General features: G+C 64.4%; 19 protein-coding genes and 2 tRNA genes. 19 read left to right on the forward strand and 2 right to left on the reverse strand.

The genetic code is table 11. The features are described 5' to 3' along the window. The first annotated feature begins 235 nt into the window (after positions 1–235). Both HMPREF3115_RS15265 and HMPREF3115_RS15270 read left to right on the forward strand, forming a co-directional pair. A complete protein-coding gene (locus HMPREF3115_RS15265; RefSeq protein ID WP_006404965.1) occupies positions 236–1,012 on the forward strand; it encodes an SDR family oxidoreductase in 777 nt (258 codons plus the stop codon). Between the two features lie 29 nt (positions 1,013–1,041). Further along, positions 1,042–1,473 carry an acyl-CoA thioesterase gene (locus HMPREF3115_RS15270; RefSeq protein ID WP_006402091.1) on the forward strand — a complete coding sequence of 144 codons (432 nt, stop codon included), beginning with the start codon at positions 1,042–1,044 and terminating at the stop codon, positions 1,471–1,473. Positions 1,474–1,595: 122 nt separating this feature from the next. On the opposite strand, the gene HMPREF3115_RS15275 is transcribed toward HMPREF3115_RS15270, so the two are convergent. Then, the gene (locus HMPREF3115_RS15275; RefSeq protein WP_006413753.1) at positions 1,596–2,141 is read right to left on the reverse strand and encodes a PAS and helix-turn-helix domain-containing protein; all 546 of its coding nucleotides are present in this window, start codon (positions 2,139–2,141) and stop codon (positions 1,596–1,598) included. Between the two features lie 224 nt (positions 2,142–2,365). Here HMPREF3115_RS15275 and HMPREF3115_RS15280 point away from each other — a divergent pair, with 224 nt between their 5' ends. The 14 genes from HMPREF3115_RS15280 to HMPREF3115_RS15345 all read left to right on the forward strand — a co-directional run bounded on the left by HMPREF3115_RS15280 (position 2,366) and on the right by HMPREF3115_RS15345 (position 15,968). Next, the gene (locus HMPREF3115_RS15280) at positions 2,366–3,070 is read left to right on the forward strand and encodes a CoA transferase subunit A (RefSeq protein ID WP_006402089.1); all 705 of its coding nucleotides are present in this window, start codon (positions 2,366–2,368) and stop codon (positions 3,068–3,070) included. Position 3,071: 1 nt separating this feature from the next. Continuing rightward, entirely contained in the window at positions 3,072–3,713 is a 642-nt protein-coding gene (locus HMPREF3115_RS15285; RefSeq protein ID WP_070554990.1) for a CoA transferase subunit B, read from the forward strand. A 195-nt stretch (positions 3,714–3,908) separates the two neighbouring features. Further along, on the forward strand, positions 3,909–4,805 hold the full coding sequence (locus HMPREF3115_RS15290) for an alpha/beta fold hydrolase (RefSeq protein ID WP_045594116.1): 897 nt from the start codon (positions 3,909–3,911) through the stop codon (positions 4,803–4,805). Positions 4,806–4,886: 81 nt separating this feature from the next. After that, on the forward strand, positions 4,887–5,240 hold the full coding sequence (locus HMPREF3115_RS15295; protein ID WP_012467599.1) for a RidA family protein: 354 nt from the start codon (positions 4,887–4,889) through the stop codon (positions 5,238–5,240). A gap of 37 nt (positions 5,241–5,277) precedes the next feature. Next, the gene (locus tag HMPREF3115_RS15300; RefSeq protein ID WP_006402085.1) at positions 5,278–7,512 is read left to right on the forward strand and encodes a RelA/SpoT family protein; all 2,235 of its coding nucleotides are present in this window, start codon (positions 5,278–5,280) and stop codon (positions 7,510–7,512) included. A 161-nt stretch (positions 7,513–7,673) separates the two neighbouring features. After that, positions 7,674–7,750: transfer RNA gene (locus tag HMPREF3115_RS15305), tRNA-Val, on the forward strand. 271 nt (positions 7,751–8,021) lie between these two features. Further along, the gene (gene thrS / locus HMPREF3115_RS15310) at positions 8,022–9,929 is read left to right on the forward strand and encodes a threonine--tRNA ligase (RefSeq protein WP_070554992.1); all 1,908 of its coding nucleotides are present in this window, start codon (positions 8,022–8,024) and stop codon (positions 9,927–9,929) included. Between the two features lie 49 nt (positions 9,930–9,978). Beyond that, positions 9,979–10,503, forward strand: coding sequence for a translation initiation factor IF-3 (infC, locus tag HMPREF3115_RS15315; protein WP_080512257.1), 525 nt, complete (start codon positions 9,979–9,981; stop codon positions 10,501–10,503). Between the two features lie 188 nt (positions 10,504–10,691). Further along, the gene (gene rpmI, locus HMPREF3115_RS15320; RefSeq protein WP_004191477.1) at positions 10,692–10,889 is read left to right on the forward strand and encodes a 50S ribosomal protein L35; all 198 of its coding nucleotides are present in this window, start codon (positions 10,692–10,694) and stop codon (positions 10,887–10,889) included. 30 nt (positions 10,890–10,919) lie between these two features. After that, on the forward strand, positions 10,920–11,279 hold the full coding sequence (rplT, locus tag HMPREF3115_RS15325) for a 50S ribosomal protein L20 (RefSeq protein ID WP_004192938.1): 360 nt from the start codon (positions 10,920–10,922) through the stop codon (positions 11,277–11,279). 229 nt (positions 11,280–11,508) lie between these two features. After that, positions 11,509–12,522 carry a phenylalanine--tRNA ligase subunit alpha gene (pheS, locus tag HMPREF3115_RS15330; RefSeq protein ID WP_006408513.1) on the forward strand — a complete coding sequence of 338 codons (1,014 nt, stop codon included), beginning with the start codon at positions 11,509–11,511 and terminating at the stop codon, positions 12,520–12,522. An 84-nt stretch (positions 12,523–12,606) separates the two neighbouring features. After that, on the forward strand, positions 12,607–15,036 hold the full coding sequence (gene pheT, locus HMPREF3115_RS15335; protein WP_006404961.1) for a phenylalanine--tRNA ligase subunit beta: 2,430 nt from the start codon (positions 12,607–12,609) through the stop codon (positions 15,034–15,036). Positions 15,037–15,108: 72 nt separating this feature from the next. Then, positions 15,109–15,510, forward strand: a complete 402-nt coding sequence (locus HMPREF3115_RS15340) for an integration host factor subunit alpha (RefSeq protein ID WP_035488220.1) — start codon at positions 15,109–15,111, stop codon at positions 15,508–15,510. 47 nt (positions 15,511–15,557) lie between these two features. After that, positions 15,558–15,968, forward strand: coding sequence for a MerR family transcriptional regulator (locus HMPREF3115_RS15345; RefSeq protein WP_006402078.1), 411 nt, complete (start codon positions 15,558–15,560; stop codon positions 15,966–15,968). A gap of 73 nt (positions 15,969–16,041) precedes the next feature. On the opposite strand, the gene HMPREF3115_RS15350 is transcribed toward HMPREF3115_RS15345, so the two are convergent. Beyond that, complete coding sequence (locus HMPREF3115_RS15350; protein ID WP_070554993.1) at positions 16,042–18,246, reverse strand: hypothetical protein; 2,205 nt, start codon at positions 18,244–18,246, stop codon at positions 16,042–16,044. Between the two features lie 459 nt (positions 18,247–18,705). Here HMPREF3115_RS15350 and HMPREF3115_RS15355 point away from each other — a divergent pair. From HMPREF3115_RS15355 to HMPREF3115_RS15365, 3 genes are all read left to right on the forward strand, one after another. Beyond that, positions 18,706–18,782 (forward strand) — tRNA-Pro (locus HMPREF3115_RS15355). Between the two features lie 132 nt (positions 18,783–18,914). Next, positions 18,915–20,672 (forward strand): site-specific integrase, encoded by a 1,758-nt coding sequence (locus tag HMPREF3115_RS15360; RefSeq protein ID WP_162137813.1) that lies wholly within the window; start codon positions 18,915–18,917, stop codon positions 20,670–20,672. A 114-nt stretch (positions 20,673–20,786) separates the two neighbouring features. Next, positions 20,787–21,551: a hypothetical protein gene (locus tag HMPREF3115_RS15365; RefSeq protein ID WP_043280839.1), complete on the forward strand. Its 765-nt coding sequence runs from the start codon at positions 20,787–20,789 to the stop codon at positions 21,549–21,551. Positions 21,552–21,557: the final 6 nt, after the last annotated feature.

Genomic DNA, 21,557 nt, shown 5'->3' on the forward strand with positions numbered 1-21,557 from the left:
GTCGTATTCCATCGATTCGCGCGGGCCGTATTGCTCGATGAGGCTTGCGGGGGTCATTGGCGTTCCTCTAACCGTTAGAATGCTTTTATTCGGGAGCGTATTGTCTGCGAAACAAAACGCTTGCCGCAACAGCATCCGGCTAGATTAGCACGACCGTTCTATTTATGTGCTAGCGTTATGCCGTCCGTGCCGCGCCTTTCGAGGCGGCGAAACGAGACATCGAAAGGGGTGGGCAATGGGTCGATCGATCAATCTGGAAGGCAAGGTTGCGCTGGTCACGGGCGCGTCGAGCGGCCTCGGGCAACGCTTCGCGCAAGTGCTGTCGCAGGCCGGCGCGAAGGTCGTCCTGGCGAGCCGGCGCGTCGAGCGCCTGAAGGAGCTGCGCGCGGAAATCGAAGCGGAGGGCGGCGCCGCGCACGTCGTGTCGCTCGACGTCACCGACGTGCAGAGCATCAAGGCGGCCGTCGCGCACGCGGAAACCGAAGCCGGTACGATCGACATCCTCGTGAACAACTCGGGCGTGTCGACGATGCAGAAGCTCGTCGACGTGACGCCCGCCGATTTCGAGTTCGTGTTCGACACGAACACGCGCGGCGCGTTTTTCGTCGCGCAGGAAGTCGCGAAGCGGATGATCATGCGCGCGAACGGCAACGGCAAGCCGCCGTACCGGATCATCAACATCGCGTCGGTGGCCGGGCTGCGCGCGTTTCCGCAGATCGGTCTGTATGCGATGAGCAAGGCCGCGGTCGTGCAGATGACGCGCGCGATGGCGCTCGAATGGGGCCGTCACGGGATCAACGTGAACGCGATCTGCCCGGGCTATATCGATACCGAAATCAACCATTACCTGTGGGAAACCGAGCAGGGCCAGAAGCTGCAGTCGATGCTGCCGCGCCGGCGCGTCGGCAAGCCTCAGGATCTCGACGGGCTGTTGTTGCTGCTCGCGGCCGACGAGTCGCAGTTCATCAACGGCTCGATCATCTCCGCGGACGACGGCTTCGGCGTCGCCTGAGCGGAGCCTCCGCAACGAAGAAGACTGCAATGAGCGATTACTTTCCCGTATTTGAGATGTCGATGCCGATCCGCTGGGGCGACATGGACGCATTCGGCCATGTGAACAACACGGTCTATTTCCGTTACATGGAGCAGGCGCGGATCTCGTGGTTCGAGCAGCTCGGCATCGCGGGCGGCAATGGCGAAGGGCACGGGCCCGTGATCGTCACCGCGTCGATGGAATTCCTGAAGCAGCTGCACTATCCGGGCGACGTGATTGCGAAGATGACGGCCGCGCGGCCGGGTCGCAGCAGCTTCGACACCGGCTTCGAACTGACGCGCGCCGACGATCCGCATCACGTCTATGCGCGCGGCAACGCGCGCTGCGTATGGGTCGATTATGCGCTCGGCAAATCGGTGCCGCTGCCGCAGGTGCTGCGCGACGCGATCGAATCCGCGCTCGGCGCGAAGGTCGACTGAGCGCCGGCACGCCGGCACGCCGGCTGGCCGCCGCCGCTGCGCGCCGCCGGCGCCTTTGCTTTTCCGTTCCCGATCTTGCGCGCATCGACGGTGTCGGCTGCGCCCGCCGCGATGCCGGCCCGTCACTGCCCGAGCAGGCGCTGCAGCAGCTCCGCCGTATTGCTCGTGCCGTATTTGCGCATCAGCCGCGCGCGATAGATGTCGACCGTGCGCGAACTGATGTCGAGCACGCGTCCGATCTGCTTGCTGGTCTTGCCGGTCGCGAGCTGCGCGGCGATCTCGCGCTCGCGCGGCGTCAGTTCGACCGCGACGCGGCGCGTCGCACTCAGATCCTCGAACGTCCACACGCCGGCCGCGAGCGGCGCGGTGCGATCGAGCGCGCGGCCCGTGACGTGGCACCAGAACAGTTCGCCGTCCGCCCGTTTCATGATCCGGTCGTCCGCGTAAATGCCGTTCGCGGCCATCACGCGCGAGATGCGCTCGCCGATCCGCTGGAATTCGTCCGGCGACGGGTACAGCACTTCGTACGATTGGCCGAGCAGGTCGGCGCGCGTGCAGCGGAAGATCGCGGCGACCGCGTCGTTGCAGTCCTCGATCACGCGGTCGCGCGACATGACGAGGCCGAGCGGCGCGAGATGGAAGGCGGTCTGGTAATCGAGAGCGGGCATGGACGCGGGCAGCCGGTGGCAAACGCTTATGTATTTTTGCGTATTGTGCCGTATCCGCGGCGCATCGTACCCTTTCGGGCATCTCGCGGCGCATGCCGCGGTATAAAAACGGCGCGCTTCGACGCATACCGCGTCGAGCATGCATAGAATGATGCGGCGGGCTTGCGGGCCACGTCGGCGCGTAAACCGGTTTCGCTGGTTTCCATAGAGGAAGGGACATACAGATGAACAAAGTCTATCCAAGCGCGGCTGCGGCGCTGGAAGGGATCGTCCGCGACGGACAGACCTTCGCGGTCGGCGGCTTCGGCCTGTGCGGGATTCCGGAAGCGCTGATCGCCGCGTTGCGCGATTCGGGCGTCAAGGGCATCACCTGCATCAGCAACAACGCGGGCGTCGACGGTTTCGGCCTCGGTCTGCTGCTGGAAACGCGCCAGATCAAGAAGATGATCTCGTCGTACGTCGGCGAGAACAAGGAGTTCGAGCGCCAGTACCTTGCCGGCGAACTCGAGCTCGAATTCACGCCGCAGGGCACGCTGGCCGAGAAGCTGCGCGCCGGCGGCGCGGGCATCCCCGCATTCTTCACGAACACCGGCTACGGCACCGTGATCGCCGAAGGCAAGGAAACGCGCCAGTTCGGCGATCGCCATTACGTGCTCGAACCGTCGCTGACGGCCGACGTCGCGCTCGTGAAGGCCTGGAAGGCCGACAAATCGGGCAACCTGATCTATCGCCGCACGGCGCGCAACTTCAACCCGATGTGCGCGATGGCCGGCAAGATCACGGTCGCCGAGGTCGAGGAGATCGTCGAGAACGGCGAACTGGATCCCGACCACATCCACACGCCGGGCATTTTCGTGCAGCGCCTCGTGCTGAACGCGACGCCGGAAAAACGTATCGAACAACGCGTCGTGCGCGCGAAAGGAGACTGACATGGCCTGGAATCGTGACCAGATGGCCGCGCGCGCGGCGAAGGAACTGCAGGACGGCTTCTACGTGAACCTCGGCATCGGCCTGCCGACGCTCGTCGCGAATCACGTGCCGGAAGGCGTCGAAGTGTGGCTGCAGTCGGAGAACGGGTTGCTCGGCATCGGCCCGTCGCCCACCGAAGAGGAAGTCGACGCGGACCTGATCAACGCCGGCAAGCAGACCGTCACGACGCTGCCGGGCTCGTCGATCTTCTCGTCGGCCGATTCGTTCGCGATGATCCGCGGCGGCCACATCAATCTCGCAATCCTCGGCGCGATGCAGGTCAGCAAGAACGGCGACCTCGCGAACTGGATGATCCCCGGCAAGATGATCAAGGGGATGGGCGGCGCGATGGATCTCGTCGCCGGCGTGAAGCGTGTCGTCGTGCTGATGGAGCATGTCGCGAAGGGCGACCAGCACAAGATTCTCGACGAATGCACGTTGCCGCTGACGGGCGTCGGCGTGGTCGGTCTGATCATCACCGATCTCGGCGTGATCGAAGTCACGCCGAACGGCCTGAAGGTCCTCGAACTCGCGGACGGTGTGAGCGTCGACGAAATCCAGGCGAAGACGGGCGCACCGCTCGACGTGAGCGCGGTCGCCTGAGGCCGACGCGCGTCCGCGCGGCGCGCCGTGTTCCCGACGCCCCGCATGCCGTCGCCGGCATGCGGGGCGTTCGTCATGATGGGCCCGCGCGCCGCACGAGCCGACCTGCGCAACGGAAGCGGTTTACAATCGATCGCATCGGACCCGGCGCCTGCGCGGCCCGCTGCGCCGCTCCCGTTCCACAGGATGCCCACGATGCCCACGACTTCAGCGAATCCTCCGGTTCCCCGCCAGCGACGCGTGCAGTGCGCGAGCGCCGCCGGCCTTCATCACGTCGCGTATACCGAGTGGGGCGATCCCGCGAACCCGCGCGTGCTCGTGTGCGTGCACGGGCTCACGCGCTCGGGGCGCGATTTCGACCGGCTCGCGGCGGCGCTGTCCGACGTGTATCGCGTCGTCTGTCCCGACGTCGTCGGACGCGGGCGTTCCGACTGGCTCGCCGATCCGCGGCACTATGCGATTCCGCAATACGTGGCCGACATGGTGACGCTGATCGCGCGCGCCGACGTCGAAACGGTCGACTGGTTCGGCACGTCGATGGGCGGACTGATCGGCATCGCGCTGGCCGGGCTGCCCGGCTCGCCGATCCGCCGGATGATCGTCAACGACGTCGGTCCGCACATCGAGCCGGAATCGCTGACGCGCATCGGCGAATACCTCGGCGTGCAGCCGCGCTTTGCGACCGAGCAGGAAGGAATCGACTACCTGACGTCGCTGTCGCTGCCGTTCGGCGCGCTGAGCGACGACGAATGGCGCGCGCTGAACGCGCCGCTGCTGCGCGAGCTGCCCGAAGGCGGCTGGACGATCCGCTACGATCCGCGCATCGCCGAGCCGTTCAAGGCGACGACGCCCGAGCTGGCCGCGCTCGGCGAAGCCGCGTTGTGGCGTGCGATCGAGACGACCGACGCGACGCTGCTCGTCGTGCGCGGCGCCGAATCGGACCTGTTGTCGCGCGAGACCGTCGCCGACATGGTGCGGCGCGGCCGGCATGTGACGCACGCGGAAATCCCCGGCGTCGGGCATGCGCCCGCGTTCGTCGACGCCGAGCAGATCGCGCTTGCGCGGCGGTTTTTCGTCGAAACGGGCACATAAACGCGTCATAATATGCGGTTCGGCGGCACGCGCAGCGTGGCCGCGACAACCTTCACCCATCATTTACGACCGGAACATTTCATGGCAGTCATTCGTCACCACGTCGGGCCGCGCCTGTCCGAAACCGCGATCCACAACGGTACCGTGTACCTGTCCGGCCAGATCGCCGAAGACACCACGCAGGACATCCGCGGCCAGACGCGCGAAGTGCTCGGCCATATCGATCGCCTGCTCGCCGAAGCGAACAGCGACAAGGCTCATCTGCTGTCCGTGCAGATCTACCTGTCCGATCTCGCGAACTTCGAGGGCATGAACGCCGAGTGGGACGCATGGGTCGCGCCGGGCAACACGCCGCCGCGCGCAACGGTCGAGGCGAAGCTTGCCGATCCGGCGCTGCTCGTCGAGATCGTCGTCGTCGCCGCGCAGCGGAGCTGATCCGCGTCGAGATGACCGTATTCCGTCAGGCCGTGCGATGACCGAGTCCGTATCCGCTTCCTCCGTCGCGGCGCCGTCGTTCGACGACGTGCTCGCGTTCGTGCGCGAGCGGGCCGGCGACGCGTGTCTCGCGTCGGGCGAGCGGCTCGCCGATCACGCGGCCGGCACCGCGGCGATCATGCGCACGCTGAACGTGGACCCGCCTGCGATGCAGGCGGCCGCGCTGTTCGCGCTGACGCCGCATCTGAGCGACCCCGAACGCGAACTGACGGAGCGCTTCGGCGACGAAGTCGCGCGGCTCGTGGCCGACGTGCGCAAGCTGTTGCGGCTCGGCACGGTCAGCTTGCGCGCGGCGCAGCACGCCGCGCCCGAGGCGGGCCGCGATGCGGCCCAGCAGCGGCGCGCGCAGATCGAGGCGCTGCGCAAGATGCTGCTCGCGTTCGCGCAGGACATCCGCGTCGTGCTGATCCGGCTCGCGTCGCGGCTGCAGTCGCTGCGCTACTACGCGGCGGCGAAGCTCGAGCCGCCGCCGGAGGTCGCGCGCGAGACGCTCGAGATCTATGCGCCGCTCGCGAACCGCCTCGGCATCTGGCAACTGAAGTGGGAGCTCGAGGATCTCGCGTTCCGCTTCGAGGATCCGATCACCTACAAGCGCATCGCCAAGCTGCTCGACGAGAAGCGTGCGGAGCGCGAGGCCTATGTCGCGCAGGCGATCGAGCGGCTGCAGCAGGAGCTGGCCGCCGCGAACGTGCAGGCCGACGTCAGCGGCCGGCCGAAGCACATCTACAGCATCTGGCGCAAGATGCGCGGCAAGGAGCTCGATTTTTCCGAGCTGTACGACGTGCGCGCGTTCCGCGTGATCGTGCCGGACATCAAGGATTGCTACGCGGTGCTCGGCATCGTGCACCACCTGTGGCAGCCGGTGCCGAAGGAATTCGACGACTACATTTCGCGACCGAAGCCGAACGGCTACAAGTCGCTGCATACGGTCGTGATCGGCGACGACGGCCGCGCCTTCGAGGTGCAGATCCGCACGCAGGAAATGCATCGCTTCGCCGAATACGGTGTGGCCGCGCACTGGCGCTACAAGGAGGCCGGCACGCGCGGCTACGGCGGCCAGTTCTCCGCGAGCGACAAGTACGACGAGAAGATCGCGTGGCTGCGTCAGCTGCTCGCGTGGAAGGACGACGTCGAGGACGGCGCCGAACAGTCGGGCGACAAGGCGTGGGCGCAACTGCGCGAGACCTCGCTCGACGACGACCACATCTACGTGCTGACGCCGCAGGCGCGCGTGATCGCGCTGCCGCAGGGCGCGACGCCGGTCGACTTCGCGTATCACCTGCACAGCGAACTCGGGCATCGCTGCCGCGGCGCGCGCGTCGACGGCGCGATGGTGCCGCTGAACACGCCGCTCGCGAACGGTCAGACGGTCGAGATCGTCGCGGTGAAGGAGGGCGGTCCGTCGCGCGACTGGCTGAACTTGCAGCTCGGCTATCTGAAGAGCCCGCGTGCACGCCAGAAGGTGCGCGCGTGGTTCAACGCGATCGAGCAGGAAGAGAACATCGCGCACGGCCGTGCGCTCGTCGAAAAGACGTTGCAGCGCGAAGGCAAGACGTCGGTGAGTCTCGACAGCCTCGCCGCGAAGCTCGGCTTCAAGTCGCCCGAAGAGCTGTTTTCGGTCGTCGGGAAGGAAGAGTTCAGCCTGCGCAACATCGAGCAGGCGCTGTCCGACGCGCCGCCCGCCGAGCCGGCGCCCGAGGCGCCCGCCGATTTCGAGAAGCGCAGCAGCGGCGCGAGCGTCGCGCACGGTGCCTCGACGGGCGTGCTGGTAGTCGGCGTCGATGCGCTGCTCACGCAGCTCGCGCGCTGTTGCCGGCCGGCGCCGCCGGATCCGATCAGCGGTTTCGTCACGCGCGGCAAGGGCATGTCGATTCACCGCAGCGACTGCGCGACGTTCCGCCGGATGGCCGAGCGCGCGCCGGAACGCGTGCTGCACACCACCTGGTCGGCCGACGTGCTGGGCGGCCGCGGCGCTTCCGTCTATCCGGTCGACCTGATGATCGAGGCGACCGATCGGCAGGGCTTGCTGCGCGACATTTCCGAAGTGTTCGCGCGCGAGAAGATGAACGTGGTCGGCGTGAAGACGCAGAGCCGCCGCAATACGGCCTTCATGCAGTTCACGGTCGAGGTGTCGAATTCGGCGCAGGTGCAGCGCGCCTGCACGCTGCTCGGCGAAGTGCAGGGCGTCGTGCGGGCGGGGCGTAAGGCGTAAGGCAGCGGTGTCGGGAAACGGGGCGCGATCGCTTGCTGTTTCGGTTTACCGCTACGGTTCGCCGCTTCGCTCCGCCGTTTCGGCTTGCCGCCGCGGTTTTCCTGCGTTTGCATAAAACGCTTGCCAAACCGATAGCGGCTCTCTATAATCTCAGCTTCTTTAGGCTCGTAGCTCAGCTGGTTAGAGCACCACCTTGACATGGTGGGGGTCGTTGGTTCGAGTCCAATCGAGCCTACCAACGAATTGAGAGCGCCCGGTTTCCGGGCGTTCGCTGCAGTAAATAACTCAACGCATACAAGGCGAATACGGTTATGACACCGCGAACGTTGACCGAAACCTTTTCGGAGCGACGCTAGTCGAGGAACGTTTTCGCCCTTGCGGTTTGAGTGAAGTATCGAATGCGGCCCCTCGAAAGCGGGGCCGCATTTTTTTTGTCGCGAAATTTTCGCGTGCGACGTGCGTCGTGCGCCTTTGGTCTGCCGCCCACGGTCGGCATCACGGAGAGTGCTATGGTTTCGATACGCTTGCCTGACGGGTCAGTTCGACAATACGAGCATCCGGTGACGGTCGCCGAAGTGGCGGCATCGATCGGTCCCGGCCTTGCGAAGGCTGCGCTCGGCGGCAAGCTGGACGGCGAACTCGTGGATACGTCCGCCGTCATCGATCACGACGCATCGCTCGCGATCGTCACCGACAAGGATCCGGACGGTCTCGACATCATCCGTCACTCGACCGCGCACTTGCTGGCCTATGCGGTGAAGGAGCTCTATCCGGACGCGCAGGTCACGATCGGCCCGGTCATCGACAACGGCTTCTACTACGATTTCGCGTACCACCGCCCGTTCACGCCGGAAGATCTGGAAAAGATCGAAAAGCGGATGCAGGAGCTCGCGAAGAAGGACGAGCCCGTCACGCGCCGCGTCGTGTCGCGCGACGAGGCGGCCGGCTACTTCCGCAGCATCGGCGAAAAGTACAAGGCCGAGATCATCGAGTCGATTCCGGAGAGCGATGAAATCAAGCTGTACTCGCACGGCGGCTTTACCGACCTGTGCCGCGGCCCGCACGTGCCGTCGACGGGCAAGCTGAAGGTCTTCAAGCTGATGAAGGTGGCCGGCGCGTACTGGCGCGGCGACTCGAAGAACGAGCAGCTGCAGCGCATTTACGGCACCGCCTGGACCAAGAAGGAAGATCAGGACCAGTACCTGCATATGCTCGAGGAAGCCGAGAAGCGCGATCACCGCAAGCTCGGCAGGCAGCTCGATCTGTTCCACATGCAGGAAGAGTCGCCGGGCATGGTGTTCTGGCACCCGAAGGGCTGGGCGCTGTGGCAGCAGGTCGAGCAGTACATGCGCCGCCGCGTGAACGAGGCCGGCTATCTCGAGATCAAGACGCCGATGATCATGGACCGCTCGCTGTGGGAAGCGTCCGGTCACTGGCAGAACTATCGCGAGAACATGTTCACGACCGAGTCGGAAAAGCGCGACTACGCGATCAAGCCGATGAACTGCCCCGGTCACGTGCAGGTGTTCAAGCACGGCCTGCGCTCGTACCGCGACCTGCCGCTGCGCTACGCGGAATTCGGCTCGTGCCACCGCAACGAGGCGTCGGGCGCGCTGCACGGCCTGATGCGCGTGCGCGGCTTCGTGCAGGACGATGCGCACATCTTCTGTACGGAAGAGCAGTTCATCGCCGAGTCGATCGCGTTCAACACGCTGGCGATGAGCGTGTACAAGGATTTCGGGTTCGAGCATATCGACATCAAGCTGTCGCTGCGCCCCGAACAGCGCGCCGGCACGGACGAGACCTGGGGCCGCGCGGAGCAGGGCCTGCGCGACGCGCTGACGGCGTGCGGCCTGTCGTGGGAGGAACTGCCGGGCGAGGGCGCGTTCTACGGCCCGAAGATCGAGTACCACATCAAGGATGCGCTCGGCCGTTCGTGGCAGTGCGGCACGCTGCAGCTCGACATGGTGCTGCCGGAGCGCCTCGGCGCCGAGTACGTCGCGGAAGACAACAGCCGTCGCCGGCCCGTGATGCTGCACCGTGCGATCGTCGGCTCGATGGAGCGCTTCCTCGGCATTCTGATCGAGCACCATGCGGGCGCGATGCCGGTCTGGCTGGCGCCGGTGCAGGCGGTTGTGCTCAATATCGCCGAAAGTCAGGTCGAATATGCGCAGTCTCTGGCCCAAACGTTGCAAAAACAAGGGGTTAGAGTGACGGCCGATTTGCGCAACGAGAAGATTAGCTATAAAATACGCGAGCACACGCTGGAAAAGGTGCCTTATCTGCTCGTCGTGGGCGACAAGGAGCGTGATGCACAAACGGTAGCCGTGCGTGCCCGTGGCGGCGTCGATCTTGGCGTTATGCCGGTCGATGCCTTCGTTGAGCGTCTGCAGGAAGACCTGCGTTCGTTCAAGTAACCACCCTGGCAGCGCGGCTCGTTTTTTTAATTTTTAGAGGAAACGTAACATCGCTACTGATAAGTCGTCGCATCGCATCAACGGTGAAATCACTGCGCCGGAAGTGCGTCTGGTCGGAATCGAGAACGAACCGCTCGGTATCGTAAAGCTCGCTGATGCTTTCCGTAAATCGGAAGAACTGGATGTTGACCTGGTGGAAATCGCGCCGCAGGCGTCGCCGCCGGTTTGCCGTCTGATGGATTACGGCAAGTTCAAGTACCAGGAAGCCAAGAAGCAGCATGAAGCGAAGCTGAAGCAGAAGGTCATCCAGGTCAAGGAAGTCAAGTTCCGGCCGGGTACCGATGACGGGGATTACAACGTCAAGCTTCGCAATCTCGTGCGCTTCCTTGAGGAAGGCGACAAGACGAAGATCACGTTGCGTTTCCGCGGCCGCGAAATGGCTCACCAGGAAATCGGCATGCGGATGCTCGAGCGTCTGCGCACCGATCTCGAGGAAGTCGGCCAGGTCGAGCAGATGCCGAAGATGGAAGGGCGCCAGATGATCATGGTGCTCTCGCCGAAAAAGAAGAAGTAACGGGCCGGCGCGCAGTGGCGCGCGGGTTTCGCAGTGGTTCGGCGCGTCGCCCTGTCGGGTGGCGCGCCAGAAACGACGGCGGCTGCATGCAGCGCGCCGTACACAAGTGGACTGGGTTTCGAAGGGCGGGTCAGGGGCGCAAGCCAACCGCACACCCATCGCCATCTAATAAACTGGAGTTGTTCGTCATGCCTAAGATGAAGACCAAGAAGAGCGCCGCAAAGCGCTTCGTGGTGCGTCCGGGCGGTACCGTCAAGCGCGGTCAAGCCTTCAAGCGCCACATCCTCACCAAGAAAACCACGAAGAACAAGCGTCACCTGCGCGGCGCCACGGCAGTTCATGATTCCGATCTGAACTCCGTCCGCGCGATGCTCCCGTTCGCGTAACCCCTCAACCGATACTCTAAGGAGAGAAACATGCCTCGAGTCAAACGTGGGGTAACCGCACGGGCCCGTCACAAGAAGATCATCAACCTGGCCAAGGGTTATCGCGGCCGCCGCAATAACGTCTACCGCATCGCCAAGCAGGCGGTGATGCGCGCTGGTCAGTACGCGTACCGCGATCGCCGCAACAAGAAGCGTGTGTTCCGCGCACTGTGGATCACGCGTATCAACGCGGCAGTTCGCCAGCACGACATGACCTACAGCGTGTTCATCAACGGCCTGAAGAAGGCGTCGATCGAACTCGACCGTAAGGTGCTGGCCGACATGGCGGTGTTCGACAAGGCTGCTTTTGCTGCGATCGTCAAGCAGGTGAAAGCCGCCGTTGCAGCCTAATTGCAAAATTAGCACTGCGTGGTGAGTTGCAGCGATGTTCCGGTAGTCTCGGCCGCTGCAGCGAAAACGGGGGCTCTTCCGAGCCCCTTTTTTTATCGGCCCTCGCTGGGCCGCCCGAAGCGGGCCGAGCGCCCGGCGGGCAGCGAACGAAGCGTGCGTGAGGGCCGTTTTCTGTTGGCCGGACGAATTCGCCGGTCAAGACCGAATGACGTTGGAAATGATGGGATCTATGGATCTGGACCAGATTGTCGCCGACGCGCAGCAGTCCTTCGAACGGGCTGCCGACATCACCACGCTCGAAAACGAGAAAGCACGATTTCTCGGCAAGTCGGGCGCGCTGACCGAGTTGCTGAAGGGCCTCGGCAAGCTCGATCCCGAAGCACGCAAGACCGAAGGCGCACGCATCAACGTCGCGAAGCAGCAGGTTGAAGCCGCGCTGACCGCACGCCGTCAGGCGCTTGCCGACGCGCTGCTGAACCAGCGCCTCGCCGCCGAGGCGATCGACGTCACGCTGCCCGGCCGCGGCGCGGGCACCGGCACGCTGCACCCCGTGATGCGCACGTGGGAGCGCGTCGAACAGATTTTCCGCTCGATCGGTTTCGACGTGGCCGACGGCCCCGAGATCGAGACCGACTGGTACAACTTCACGTCGCTGAACAGCCCGGAAAACCATCCGGCGCGGTCGATGCAGGACACCTTCTACGTCGAAGGCAAGGACGCCGACGGCCGGCCGCTGCTGCTGCGCACGCACACGAGCCCGATGCAGGTCCGCTACGCGCGGATGAACCGTCCGCCGATCAAGGTGATCGCGCCGGGCCGCACGTATCGCGTCGACAGCGACGCGACGCATTCGCCGATGTTCAACCAGGTCGAAGGGCTGTGGATCGACGAGAACATCAGCTTTGCCGACCTCAAGGGCGTCTACACCGACTTCCTGAAAAAATTCTTCGAGCGCGACGACATCCTCGTGCGCTTCCGTCCGTCGTACTTCCCGTTCACGGAACCGTCGGCCGAGATCGACATGATGTTCGAGCACGGCAAGAACGCCGGCAAGTGGCTCGAGATCTCCGGCTCGGGGCAGGTGCATCCGACCGTGATCCGCAACATGGGCCTCGACCCCGAGCGCTACATCGGCTTCGCGTTCGGCAGCGGCCTCGAGCGTCTGACGATGCTGCGCTACGGCGTGCAGGATCTGCGCCTGTTCTTCGAGAACGATCTGCGCTTCCTGCGCCAGTTCGCGTAACGCGCGCCGCGCCGACATGTGCCCGCGCCGCTCCGACGACGGAGCGCCGGGCGTCGATCTAACCCGTTTCGAACGTAGACATCCATGCAATTCCCTGAATCCTGGTTGAGAACCTTCGTCGACCCGCAGATGACGACGGACGAGCTGTCGCACGCGCTGACGATGGCGGGGCTTGAAGTCGAGTCGCTGAGCAAGGCCGCGCCGCCGACGTCGAAAATCGTCGTCGGCCGCGTGCTCGAAGTCGTCAAGCATCCGGATGCCGACAAGCTCAATGTCTGCCAGGTCGACGCCGGCACGGGCGCGACGCTGAACATCGTCTGCGGCGCGCCGAACGTGGCGCCCGGCATCAAGGTGCCGGTCGCGCTGGTCGGCGCGGAACTGCCGCCGGCCGAAGAGGGCGGCAAGCCGTTCGCGATCAAGCTGTCGAAGCTGCGCGGCGTCGAAAGCCAGGGGATGCTCTGCTCGGCGCGCGAGCTCAAGCTGTCGGAAGACCACAGCGGCCTGCTGATCCTGCCGGAAGACACGCCCGTCGGTCAGGACATCCGCGATGCGCTGAACCTCGACGACACGATCTTCGAGATCAAGCTGACGCCGAACAAGGCCGACTGCCTGTCGGTGTTCGGCATCGCGCGCGAAACCGCCGCGATCACCGGCGCGCCGCTGACGCCCGTCGAGATTCGTCCGGCGCCCGTCGAACTCGACGAGACGCTGCCGGTGCGCATTTCGGCGCCCGATCTGTGCGGCCGCTTCTCGGGCCGCGTGATTCGCGGCGTGAACGCGCGTGCGAAGACGCCGCAGTGGATGGTCGAGCGCCTCGAACGCGCGGGCCAGCGCAGCGTGTCGGCGCTCGTCGACATCTCGAACTACGTGATGTTCGAACTCGGCCGGCCGTCGCACGTGTTCGATCTCGACAAGATCCACGGCGGCATCGAGGTGCGCTGGGGCAAGCGCGGCGAGTCGCTGAAGCTGCTGAACGGCAACACGGTCGAGCTCGACGAGACGGTCGGCGTGATCGCCGACGATCGTCAGGTCGAAAGCCTCGCGGGCATCATGGGCGGCGACAGCACGGCCGTCACGCTCGACACGACGAACATTTATCTGGAAGCCGCGTTCTGGTGGCCGGACAGCATCCGCGGCCGCGCACGCAAGTACAACTTCTCGACCGATGCCGCGCATCGTTTCGAGCGCGGCGTCGACTATGCGACGACCGTCGAGCACGTCGAACGCATCACGCAGCTGATCCTGGAAATCTGCGGCGGCAAGGCGGGCCCGGTCGACGATCAGGCCGTGAATCTGCCGCAGCGCACGCCGGTGAAGATGCGCGTGTCGCGCGCGAACCGCATCATCGGCGTGCAGATCGACGCGGACGAAATCGCGAACATCTTCACGCGCCTCGGTCTGCCGTTCGAGCGCGACGGCGACGTGTTCTCCGTCACGCCGCCGTCGCACCGCTTCGACATCGAGATCGAGGAAGACCTGATCGAGGAAGTCGCGCGCATCTACGGTTTCGAGAAGATTCCCGCGCGTCCGCCGGTCGCGACGAGCGAGATGCGCGCGACGAACGAAACGCGCCGCTCGATCCACGACATTCGTCACGCGCTGGCCGCGCGCGACTACGCGGAAACAGTCAACTTCAGCTTCGTCGATGCGGAATGGGAACGGGATTTCGCCGGCAACGACAATCCGATTCGCCTGCTGAATCCGATCGCGAGCCAGCTGTCGGTCATGCGCACGACGCTGTTCGGCAGCCTGATCGCGGTGCTGCGCCATAACCTGAACCGCCGCGCGGACCGCGTGCGCGTGTTCGAGACCGGCCGCGTGTTCATCGCCGATCCTTCGGTGAAGGCGGGCGAGTTGACGGTCGAAGGCTATGCGCAGCCGAAGCGTGTCGGCGCGCTCGCGTACGGCCCGGCGTTCGACGAGCAATGGGGCATCGCGACGCGCGCGGTCGATTTCTTCGACGTGAAGGGCGATCTCGAGGCGCTGCTCGCGCCGGCAGCCGCACGGTTCGTCAAGGCCGAGCATCCGGCACTCCATCCGGGCCGCAGCGCGCGCATCGAGGTGGACGGCCGCGCGGTCGGCTGGATCGGCGAACTGCACCCGCGCCTGATGCAAAAGTACGAACTGCCGCACGCGCCGGTGATGTTCGAAATCGACGCGGACGCACTGATCGCGCGCGCGTTGCCGGCGCCGACCGACGTGTCTAAGTTCCCGCCGGTGCGCCGCGACATCGCGGTCGTCGTCGATCAGGCGGTCGAAGTTCAGACGCTTTTCGACGAAATGAAGCAGGCGCTCGCGGACGACGCGTGCCGATTCGTTCAGAAGGTTGTACTCTTCGACGAATTTCGTGCAAAATCAAATACTTCCGGGGGTCTTGCCGCACACGAGAAGAGCCTTGCATTCCGCGTGACGCTGCAGGACCCGGCGGGCACGCTACAGGACGAGGTCGTCGATCAGGCGATCCAGACGCTGGTCGAGCGCATGGCTCGTGCCGGTGCGCGCCTGCGCGGCTAAGGAGAGGGGCCGCCCGTTCGCGGGCGGTTTTTCCCGATCGTGAGTTTGGGTTTAACGCGCTGTATGGCAGATATGAACGACATGACCTCGAGTGAATTCGAAGCCCTCCTGACGGCGCAACGCAGCGCCATGAACCGCGACGCGGCGGCGTCGGCGTCCGCCGAGACGCCTACGCTCACGAAAGCGGAGCTGGCGGAGTTGCTGTTCGACAGCGTCGGGCTGAACAAGCGTGAAGCGAAGGACATGGTCGAGGCGTTTTTCGAAGTGATCCGCGACGCGCTCGAAAACGGCGAAAGCGTCAAGCTGTCGGGGTTCGGCAACTTCCAGCTTCGCGACAAGCCGCAGCGCCCGGGTCGCAATCCGAAGACGGGCGAGGCGATTCCGATCGCGGCCCGCCGAGTGGTAACCTTCCACGCAAGCCAGAAGCTCAAGGCGCTGGTCGAAAACGGCGCGGAGCCGACCGCCGCGCGCTGACGTCCCGCGCGTCCGCCGCGCGTCCCTTTACCGACGGTTAACCGACGATGACCAACACGGTTGAGAAAGTCGTCTTGCCTCCGATTCCCGCGAAGCGCTACTTCACGATCGGCGAAGTCAGCGAACTATGCGGGGTCAAGCCGCACGTGCTGCGTTATTGGGAACAGGAATTCACGCAGCTGCGGCCGGTGAAGCGGCGCGGCAACCGCCGGTATTACCAGCATCACGAAGTGCTGCTGATTCGCCGGATCCGCGAGCTGCTGTACGAACAGGGCTTCACGATCAACGGCGCGCGCAACCGGCTCGACTCGCCGGGCAGCGAGCGCACCGCGGCAGGCACCGAGGAGATGGCCGCCGACGAAACGCGCGCGGCCGGCAGCAAGCCCGGCGCGACGGTCGACGTGGCCGCGCTGCGGCAGGCCTTGCTCGACGTGATCGACGGCCTGAAGCACGACTGATCCGCTCGACGGACCGCATACGAAAGCCCGGTTGGCGCGCGACGCCACCGGGCTTTTTTGTCGGGCGCGCGTGTCAGTGCGACGCCAGCGGATTCGGCCGGCCCGTGTCGACGACGAGCGTGCCGTCCGGCAGCATCCGCACCGAACCCTGCGCGACCTGACGACGATAATCGTACAGGTCGAAACGCATCGGGCCCGCTTCGGCCGAATTGCGGATCAATGCACGCACGTTCAGTTCGAGCACGTTGAACATTTTCATGTCGCCGCCTTCCATCCACATATAGCTCGGCGCATCGATCGACGGCCGTTTCGGCAGCGATGCGTCGGCGACGCGGCGGAAGGTCAGGCGTAGTCCGTCCGGCTCGACCGTCGCGTGCGCGAGCCTACCGTTCAGCATCGGCGGCGGAAACACCGTGTACTGGTCGAGCACGAGCGTGTCGCCGCGCAGCTCGGCGCCGCGCCGCTGCAGCGGCGTCAGCGAGGACAGCTCGATGCCGAGCGAGCGCAGCAGTTTCGCCTGAGGAATGCCGAGCACCGAGACCTGCGACGGCTTGAACGCGAGATGCCGATCGTCGAGCACCGACAGCGAGCCCTTCATGTCGGTCGGCAGCCATACGCCGGGCACGTGGTTCCACAGCTTGATGCCGCCCGTCACGCGCAGGTCCTGACCGTCCGCCGCGAGCCGCAGATCGTTGAGCGAACGCGGCGAGTAATCGAGCAGATAGTCGTTGAACAGGGCCGACATCGCCTTCCACGATTCGACGACCGTGCCGCCCAGAATGCGGATGTCGTACTGGTTCGGATCGTCGAGGTCGACCGGTTCGCCGGGCCGCTTCGCGACGAGCTGCACGTCGAGGTCCTCGACGTGAAAACCGATATCGCCGGACAGGTTGAAGTCGACATTGTGCAGATGGATCGTCGGATGGCGGTTCGAGACGTGGCGCTCGTCGAACGGCGCGTTCGGCGTGCGCCGGATCGCCACTTTCTGCATGCCGGGCTGCGCGGTGTCGGCGGCCAGCGCATAGGCTTCCCAATGCCGGCGCAGCTCGCGCAGCGCGCTCTGCTGTGCGGCGATAAAGCCGTCGTTCAGGCGCGCGGCCGCGTTGCCGAGCGGCACGCCGGTCGCGCCCGCATATGAGGGCATGCGGATCGTCATCGCGCCGCTTTCGTCGAAATTGAAATAGCCGGCCGATACCTGGTCGCGATAGTGATACAGGTCGAACACGAAGTTCTGCGGGCTCGTCGGCTCGACGGGGCCGATCAGGATGTCGGCGTTCATCGGCATCGAGCGCATGAACTTCACGTCGCCGCCGCGGATGAGCATTGCCTGCTGCGGCGCGTTCGCGGGCATGGCGAAGCCGGCCTGCGTGCCGTCGTCGAGCGTCAGGTCGAGGCCCGCGGGCGTGACGCGCAGCGCCGTAATCGAGATCTTGAGTCGCGGCGGCGGCATCAGCTTGTCGACCGACATCACGAGATCGTCGCCGGCGAGTCGCGCGATCGGCGTGTCGACCTTCAGCAGATCCGACATCCTGACGTTGGCGGCGCGCATCACCGGCTGCGCGTCGAGCCCGGACACGCGTACGGCCGTCGGATGGAACACGAGCTGACCGCCGTCGCGCAGCGCGAGCGTGCCTGTCAGCGAGAACGGGACCCAGCCGTTGCGCTGCATTTCGCCCTGCAGGTGGATCACGCCGTCGCCGGCCGAGACGGCAAGCTTGCGCAGCGGCGCGTTGCGGTACCCGAAGATGTAGGTGTTGAAGAGCGCGGTCAGCTTCGCGTCGTCGAGCGTGACGGTGCCGCGATGGACGTCGATCTCGAAGCTCGTCGGATCGTCGAACACGATCGGTGCGCCGGGCTGCGTCGGCACGAGCGTCGCCGAGAGCTGATGAATGAAGAAACCGAGGTTGCCGACGATTCGGAAATCGACATCGCGCAGGAACGTCATCGCGCCGTTTTGCCCCGAGTCGCGCAACGTGAATGGCCGCGGCTGCGCGAGGCGGATCGAGCCGAGCGATGGGACCGTGCGCGCGATCTGCTGCTCGCGCGCGAGACGCTCGGCTTTCGCGCGCTCGAGCTTCGTCGACGCGGCCGCTGCACTGCCGTCGCGCTGTGCCGCCGATTCCGCGCAGCCGCTGCAGAGCAGCGCAACGGCGAGCGCGCCACAGCCGAGCATGGTCGCTGGGCGCGGCGCTCGCGGCGCATCTGCGCGTGGCGAGCGCGACATCCAGTCGAAAATTGCCAAAGGCGTGCGATGGCCGCGCCGGACCGCATTCCGCATCGTCTGTCTCCCTGTCTTGTCATGATCGACGGCGGCACGCGTCCATGTGCGGCGCGGGCGTCGATGCCGTGCAGTCTGACATAGCCGGCTAGAGCGGCGTTACCAAACAGCGCGCGCGGGCACGGCTTTCGCCGATGGACGGCCGCACAACGGGTTCGCGGCCGCAGCGCGCGAAAGTCAAACTGGCGTTTGGATTTCGATGCGGTGCCGTCGCACGGCGCACGGGATAGAGCGAGTGGAACGCGTTCGGTGCAGGCGTCAGAGAAGGGCGCGGCGGTGTGACGCTGCCAACGTTCGGCGAAAACCGCGTAACGCGACGCGAGCCGGCGCGGCTGCGCAACGCCGTCGACGCGCGTGTTTCGATTAACGGCGCCGACGCAGGAAACTTTGCGGGAACATTCACAAAATGCATGCGACCCGTTCTAATCGGCCAAACTGTCTGTTATACTTTTGTGCTTTCGGGGCGTAGCGCAGCCTGGTAGCGTACCTGCATGGGGTGCAGGTGGTCGGAGGTTCAAATCCTCTCGCCCCGACCAGGAATTGAGGCTCGCAAGTAGTTGATTGTATTGGGAAACCAATCCGATCAAAGACTTGCGGGCCTTTGTCTTTTCCAAGGTGTGTATGTGGTGTGTGTATGTCCGTGCAATATAATTGCAAGGATGCAGGACATGCCGATACAACTCCCTAAGGGCGTCGGCCTTCGTGGCGGCGTCTACTACTTGACCATCTGGATACCGAGTCACCTTCGCCCGCACTGGCCTAAGACCAGCAAGGGGACTCCCGCCACCTTCGCCTTCCGCGCAAGTCTCAAGACGTCCGACAGGACGGAGGCCGTGGCCCGAGCAAACGAAATATGGGCCGAGTACTCCCGTCGCTTCGCCGACATGGAAGCAGGTCTCCGAGAGCACAAGCCAATCCGGATCACGCCGGAGATTGAGACTTATATTGTCAACAAAGTTGGACACTTGGTCCTAGCCATGGACGACGTGCTGCGGCACGATCCGGAGGCATTCGCCGAGATGTTCGGCGTTCGCAGATGGCGCGGTTTTCTTACCGGCGAGCGAGTGAACCCTCGCTGGAAGACCACCGGCAGTTGCTTGACGGCCGCGCAGTTGGAGGACGTCGCAAGGATTCACAATGACATCCTGATCGACCTCAGGGCCGATCTAGCGACTGGGAATATTGAGCAGGCGAGGTTGTGGGCTAACGTAGCCCTGTCTTCCTTGTCGAGCCAGCTGCGCATCGACTGGTCCGAACCGAAAGGCAAAGCGACTTTGGTTCAGGTTCTTCGCGAGCTGGTTAAGGCTTGGACCGGGGTGCGTTCTAGGAATCAGGGTGAACCGGTCGACACACCCGCCGCTCCTGCTGTGCCGCCGAATATCGTCGCCGCCCCCGAACCCGCTGACCAGACTAACGACGGCGAGACGTACCTTGAGCATATCCTGTCCGCGTGGGCGAAGGAGCGAGGTCCCGAGCCGCAAACGATTCGCATCCATGAACGAGCGGTCGAGCGGTTCCACGAGCACGTTGGGCGGCACCCGGTCGCGAAGATCACTAAGGCGCATGTTGTTCAATTTAAGGACAGGATGTTGGCGGCCGGACAGACACCTACCAACACAGATTCGTACCTGACTAATCTGCGCACGTTGCTCAACTATGCCGTTTCAAACCTCAAGGCAGAGTACAACGCGGCAGATGGCGTGAGGGTGGGCGAGCGCCGCAACGCGAAGGGGGCACGCCTGCCGTTCGACCTTCCCGCACTTAAGGCAATCTTCTCCAGCCCTGTTTATTCTGAAGGGTTCCGCCCTGAACGGATCAGCTGGACGCCTGATGCGGCTTACTGGTTCCCGCTGATCGCGCTGTATACCGGCGCCCGTCTAGAGGAAATCGCGCAGCTCTCGCCGGACGACATATACCAGGAGACCTATCACGACCTAGACGAGAAAGAGCATACGGCTTGGGTAGTCCGGTTCACGGACATGGGAGAGGGGCAAGGGGTCAAGAATGCAGGTAGCGTGCGACGTATTCCGATTCACTCTGTATTGATTGAGCGCGGCTTGGTTGATTTCGCCCAGTCGCGCAAGGGGCACGCGCGAATTTTTAAGACGGCCCCGGACAGCCGCGGTCGTGAGGGGGCCAACTGGGGAAAATGGTTCGGCAAGTACCTCCGGACCGCATGCAAGGTTACTAATGAGCGCATGACCTTTCACTCATTCCGCCACAGCTTTAAAGACATAGCGAGGGAGCGCGGAATTGACGAGGGTGTAAGTCGAGCCCTTATGGGACATGCAGGAAAGGACGTGGCGGACCGTGTCTACGGCGGGCTCACGTATCCTCTGCGGCCGCTCGTTGAGGCAATGAGCCGCTATCGTGTCCTAGGATTGGACCTTCCGAAAGCGCCAATTCTGCAAAAAGCGACGCCGTAATCGGGGAGATGGCCGGTAGAGCATCAGCGCGACGGCTCGCTTCGGCGGGCCGTTTTTCATGGTGCGTCAAAGTATCGGCTCCACGCGCTACGCATTGTTTGGAGGTTGGAATTTATGGCGACCGTGACTATCGAGTTGGGCTCCGGAAAACGAGCTACCCTGACGCGTGCGACAGGTGCTGGCCGAGCGCAACTTTCGACAGAGCAGCGCAGTGCCGTCTCTGAATTGATGCTGCACTGGCCGAAGTACGAGGGCCTTGCGGCAAACGCGCTGAGTTACCTGCGGCAGCTGGGCCTCGATGCGCTTCGGGGCGTCCCGCTGGATGCGCTCAGATCGGCCATAGAAGATGGCCGTGTGGCGGTTGAGATTGGCCGCAAGGTCGTCGTCGGTGGCGGGGCTGCCGGCGGTCAGCCATCCGCGCGGCCGTTCCCGCTCGCGAACCGACTCGCCAGTGCGTCGCCCGTCGCGGCACTGCCGCTCGATAAGCCACTACCAAGCTGGGCCACACCGAGCGATGTATCGGCAGACGAACTGATTAGCTATTTAGAGAGCGTTGTTGCAGGCGCAGGTAGCGGATTAGCGAGCGAGGCTCCGCAACTGGCCGACTCGTTCGGGGCAGGCACGCCGCTAGGCGACGCGGAAGCGTTTGACTACGCTGCCAACCCTTTGAGCGATGACGTGGAACAGTTGGCCGCGTCCACGAACAACCCAAACTTCGCAGCGAAAATGCTTGGGTATGATCGCGACACGTTTGGCGACATGATCCACAGCATGAAGGCTGACCTTAACTTGGGCGGGGCCGATAACGTCATTTGGCACGATAACGGCGACGTAGAATTCAAAAAGCAAATAATCGGCAACATGCACGATTACAATTGAGGTCGA

Source organism: Burkholderia sp. HMSC10F09 (assembly GCF_001806955.1).
Classification (GTDB): Bacteria; Pseudomonadota; Gammaproteobacteria; order Burkholderiales; family Burkholderiaceae; genus Burkholderia; species Burkholderia multivorans.

What these genes read in the sequence shown, in the direction of transcription:
- pheS (WP_006408513.1), top strand. Translation starts at nt 11,509, where the DNA reads ATGGATCTGGACCAGATTGTCGCCGACGCGCAGCAGTCCTTCGAACGG.
- HMPREF3115_RS15350 (WP_070554993.1), bottom strand. Translation starts at nt 18,246, where the DNA reads ATGCGGAATGCGGTCCGGCGCGGCCATCGCACGCCTTTGGCAATTTTC.
- HMPREF3115_RS15295 (WP_012467599.1), top strand. Translation starts at nt 4,887, where the DNA reads ATGGCAGTCATTCGTCACCACGTCGGGCCGCGCCTGTCCGAAACCGCG.
- HMPREF3115_RS15300 (WP_006402085.1), top strand. Translation starts at nt 5,278, where the DNA reads ATGACCGAGTCCGTATCCGCTTCCTCCGTCGCGGCGCCGTCGTTCGAC.
- HMPREF3115_RS15275 (WP_006413753.1), bottom strand. Translation starts at nt 2,141, where the DNA reads ATGCCCGCTCTCGATTACCAGACCGCCTTCCATCTCGCGCCGCTCGGC.
- thrS (WP_070554992.1), top strand. Translation starts at nt 8,022, where the DNA reads ATGGTTTCGATACGCTTGCCTGACGGGTCAGTTCGACAATACGAGCAT.
- pheT (WP_006404961.1), top strand. Translation starts at nt 12,607, where the DNA reads ATGCAATTCCCTGAATCCTGGTTGAGAACCTTCGTCGACCCGCAGATG.
- HMPREF3115_RS15290 (WP_045594116.1), top strand. Translation starts at nt 3,909, where the DNA reads ATGCCCACGACTTCAGCGAATCCTCCGGTTCCCCGCCAGCGACGCGTG.
- HMPREF3115_RS15285 (WP_070554990.1), top strand. Translation starts at nt 3,072, where the DNA reads ATGGCCTGGAATCGTGACCAGATGGCCGCGCGCGCGGCGAAGGAACTG.
- HMPREF3115_RS15265 (WP_006404965.1), top strand. Translation starts at nt 236, where the DNA reads ATGGGTCGATCGATCAATCTGGAAGGCAAGGTTGCGCTGGTCACGGGC.
- HMPREF3115_RS15345 (WP_006402078.1), top strand. Translation starts at nt 15,558, where the DNA reads ATGACCAACACGGTTGAGAAAGTCGTCTTGCCTCCGATTCCCGCGAAG.
- HMPREF3115_RS15360 (WP_162137813.1), top strand. Translation starts at nt 18,915, where the DNA reads ATGCCGATACAACTCCCTAAGGGCGTCGGCCTTCGTGGCGGCGTCTAC.
- rpmI (WP_004191477.1), top strand. Translation starts at nt 10,692, where the DNA reads ATGCCTAAGATGAAGACCAAGAAGAGCGCCGCAAAGCGCTTCGTGGTG.
- rplT (WP_004192938.1), top strand. Translation starts at nt 10,920, where the DNA reads ATGCCTCGAGTCAAACGTGGGGTAACCGCACGGGCCCGTCACAAGAAG.
- HMPREF3115_RS15270 (WP_006402091.1), top strand. Translation starts at nt 1,042, where the DNA reads ATGAGCGATTACTTTCCCGTATTTGAGATGTCGATGCCGATCCGCTGG.
- HMPREF3115_RS15340 (WP_035488220.1), top strand. Translation starts at nt 15,109, where the DNA reads ATGAACGACATGACCTCGAGTGAATTCGAAGCCCTCCTGACGGCGCAA.
- HMPREF3115_RS15365 (WP_043280839.1), top strand. Translation starts at nt 20,787, where the DNA reads ATGGCGACCGTGACTATCGAGTTGGGCTCCGGAAAACGAGCTACCCTG.
- HMPREF3115_RS15280 (WP_006402089.1), top strand. Translation starts at nt 2,366, where the DNA reads ATGAACAAAGTCTATCCAAGCGCGGCTGCGGCGCTGGAAGGGATCGTC.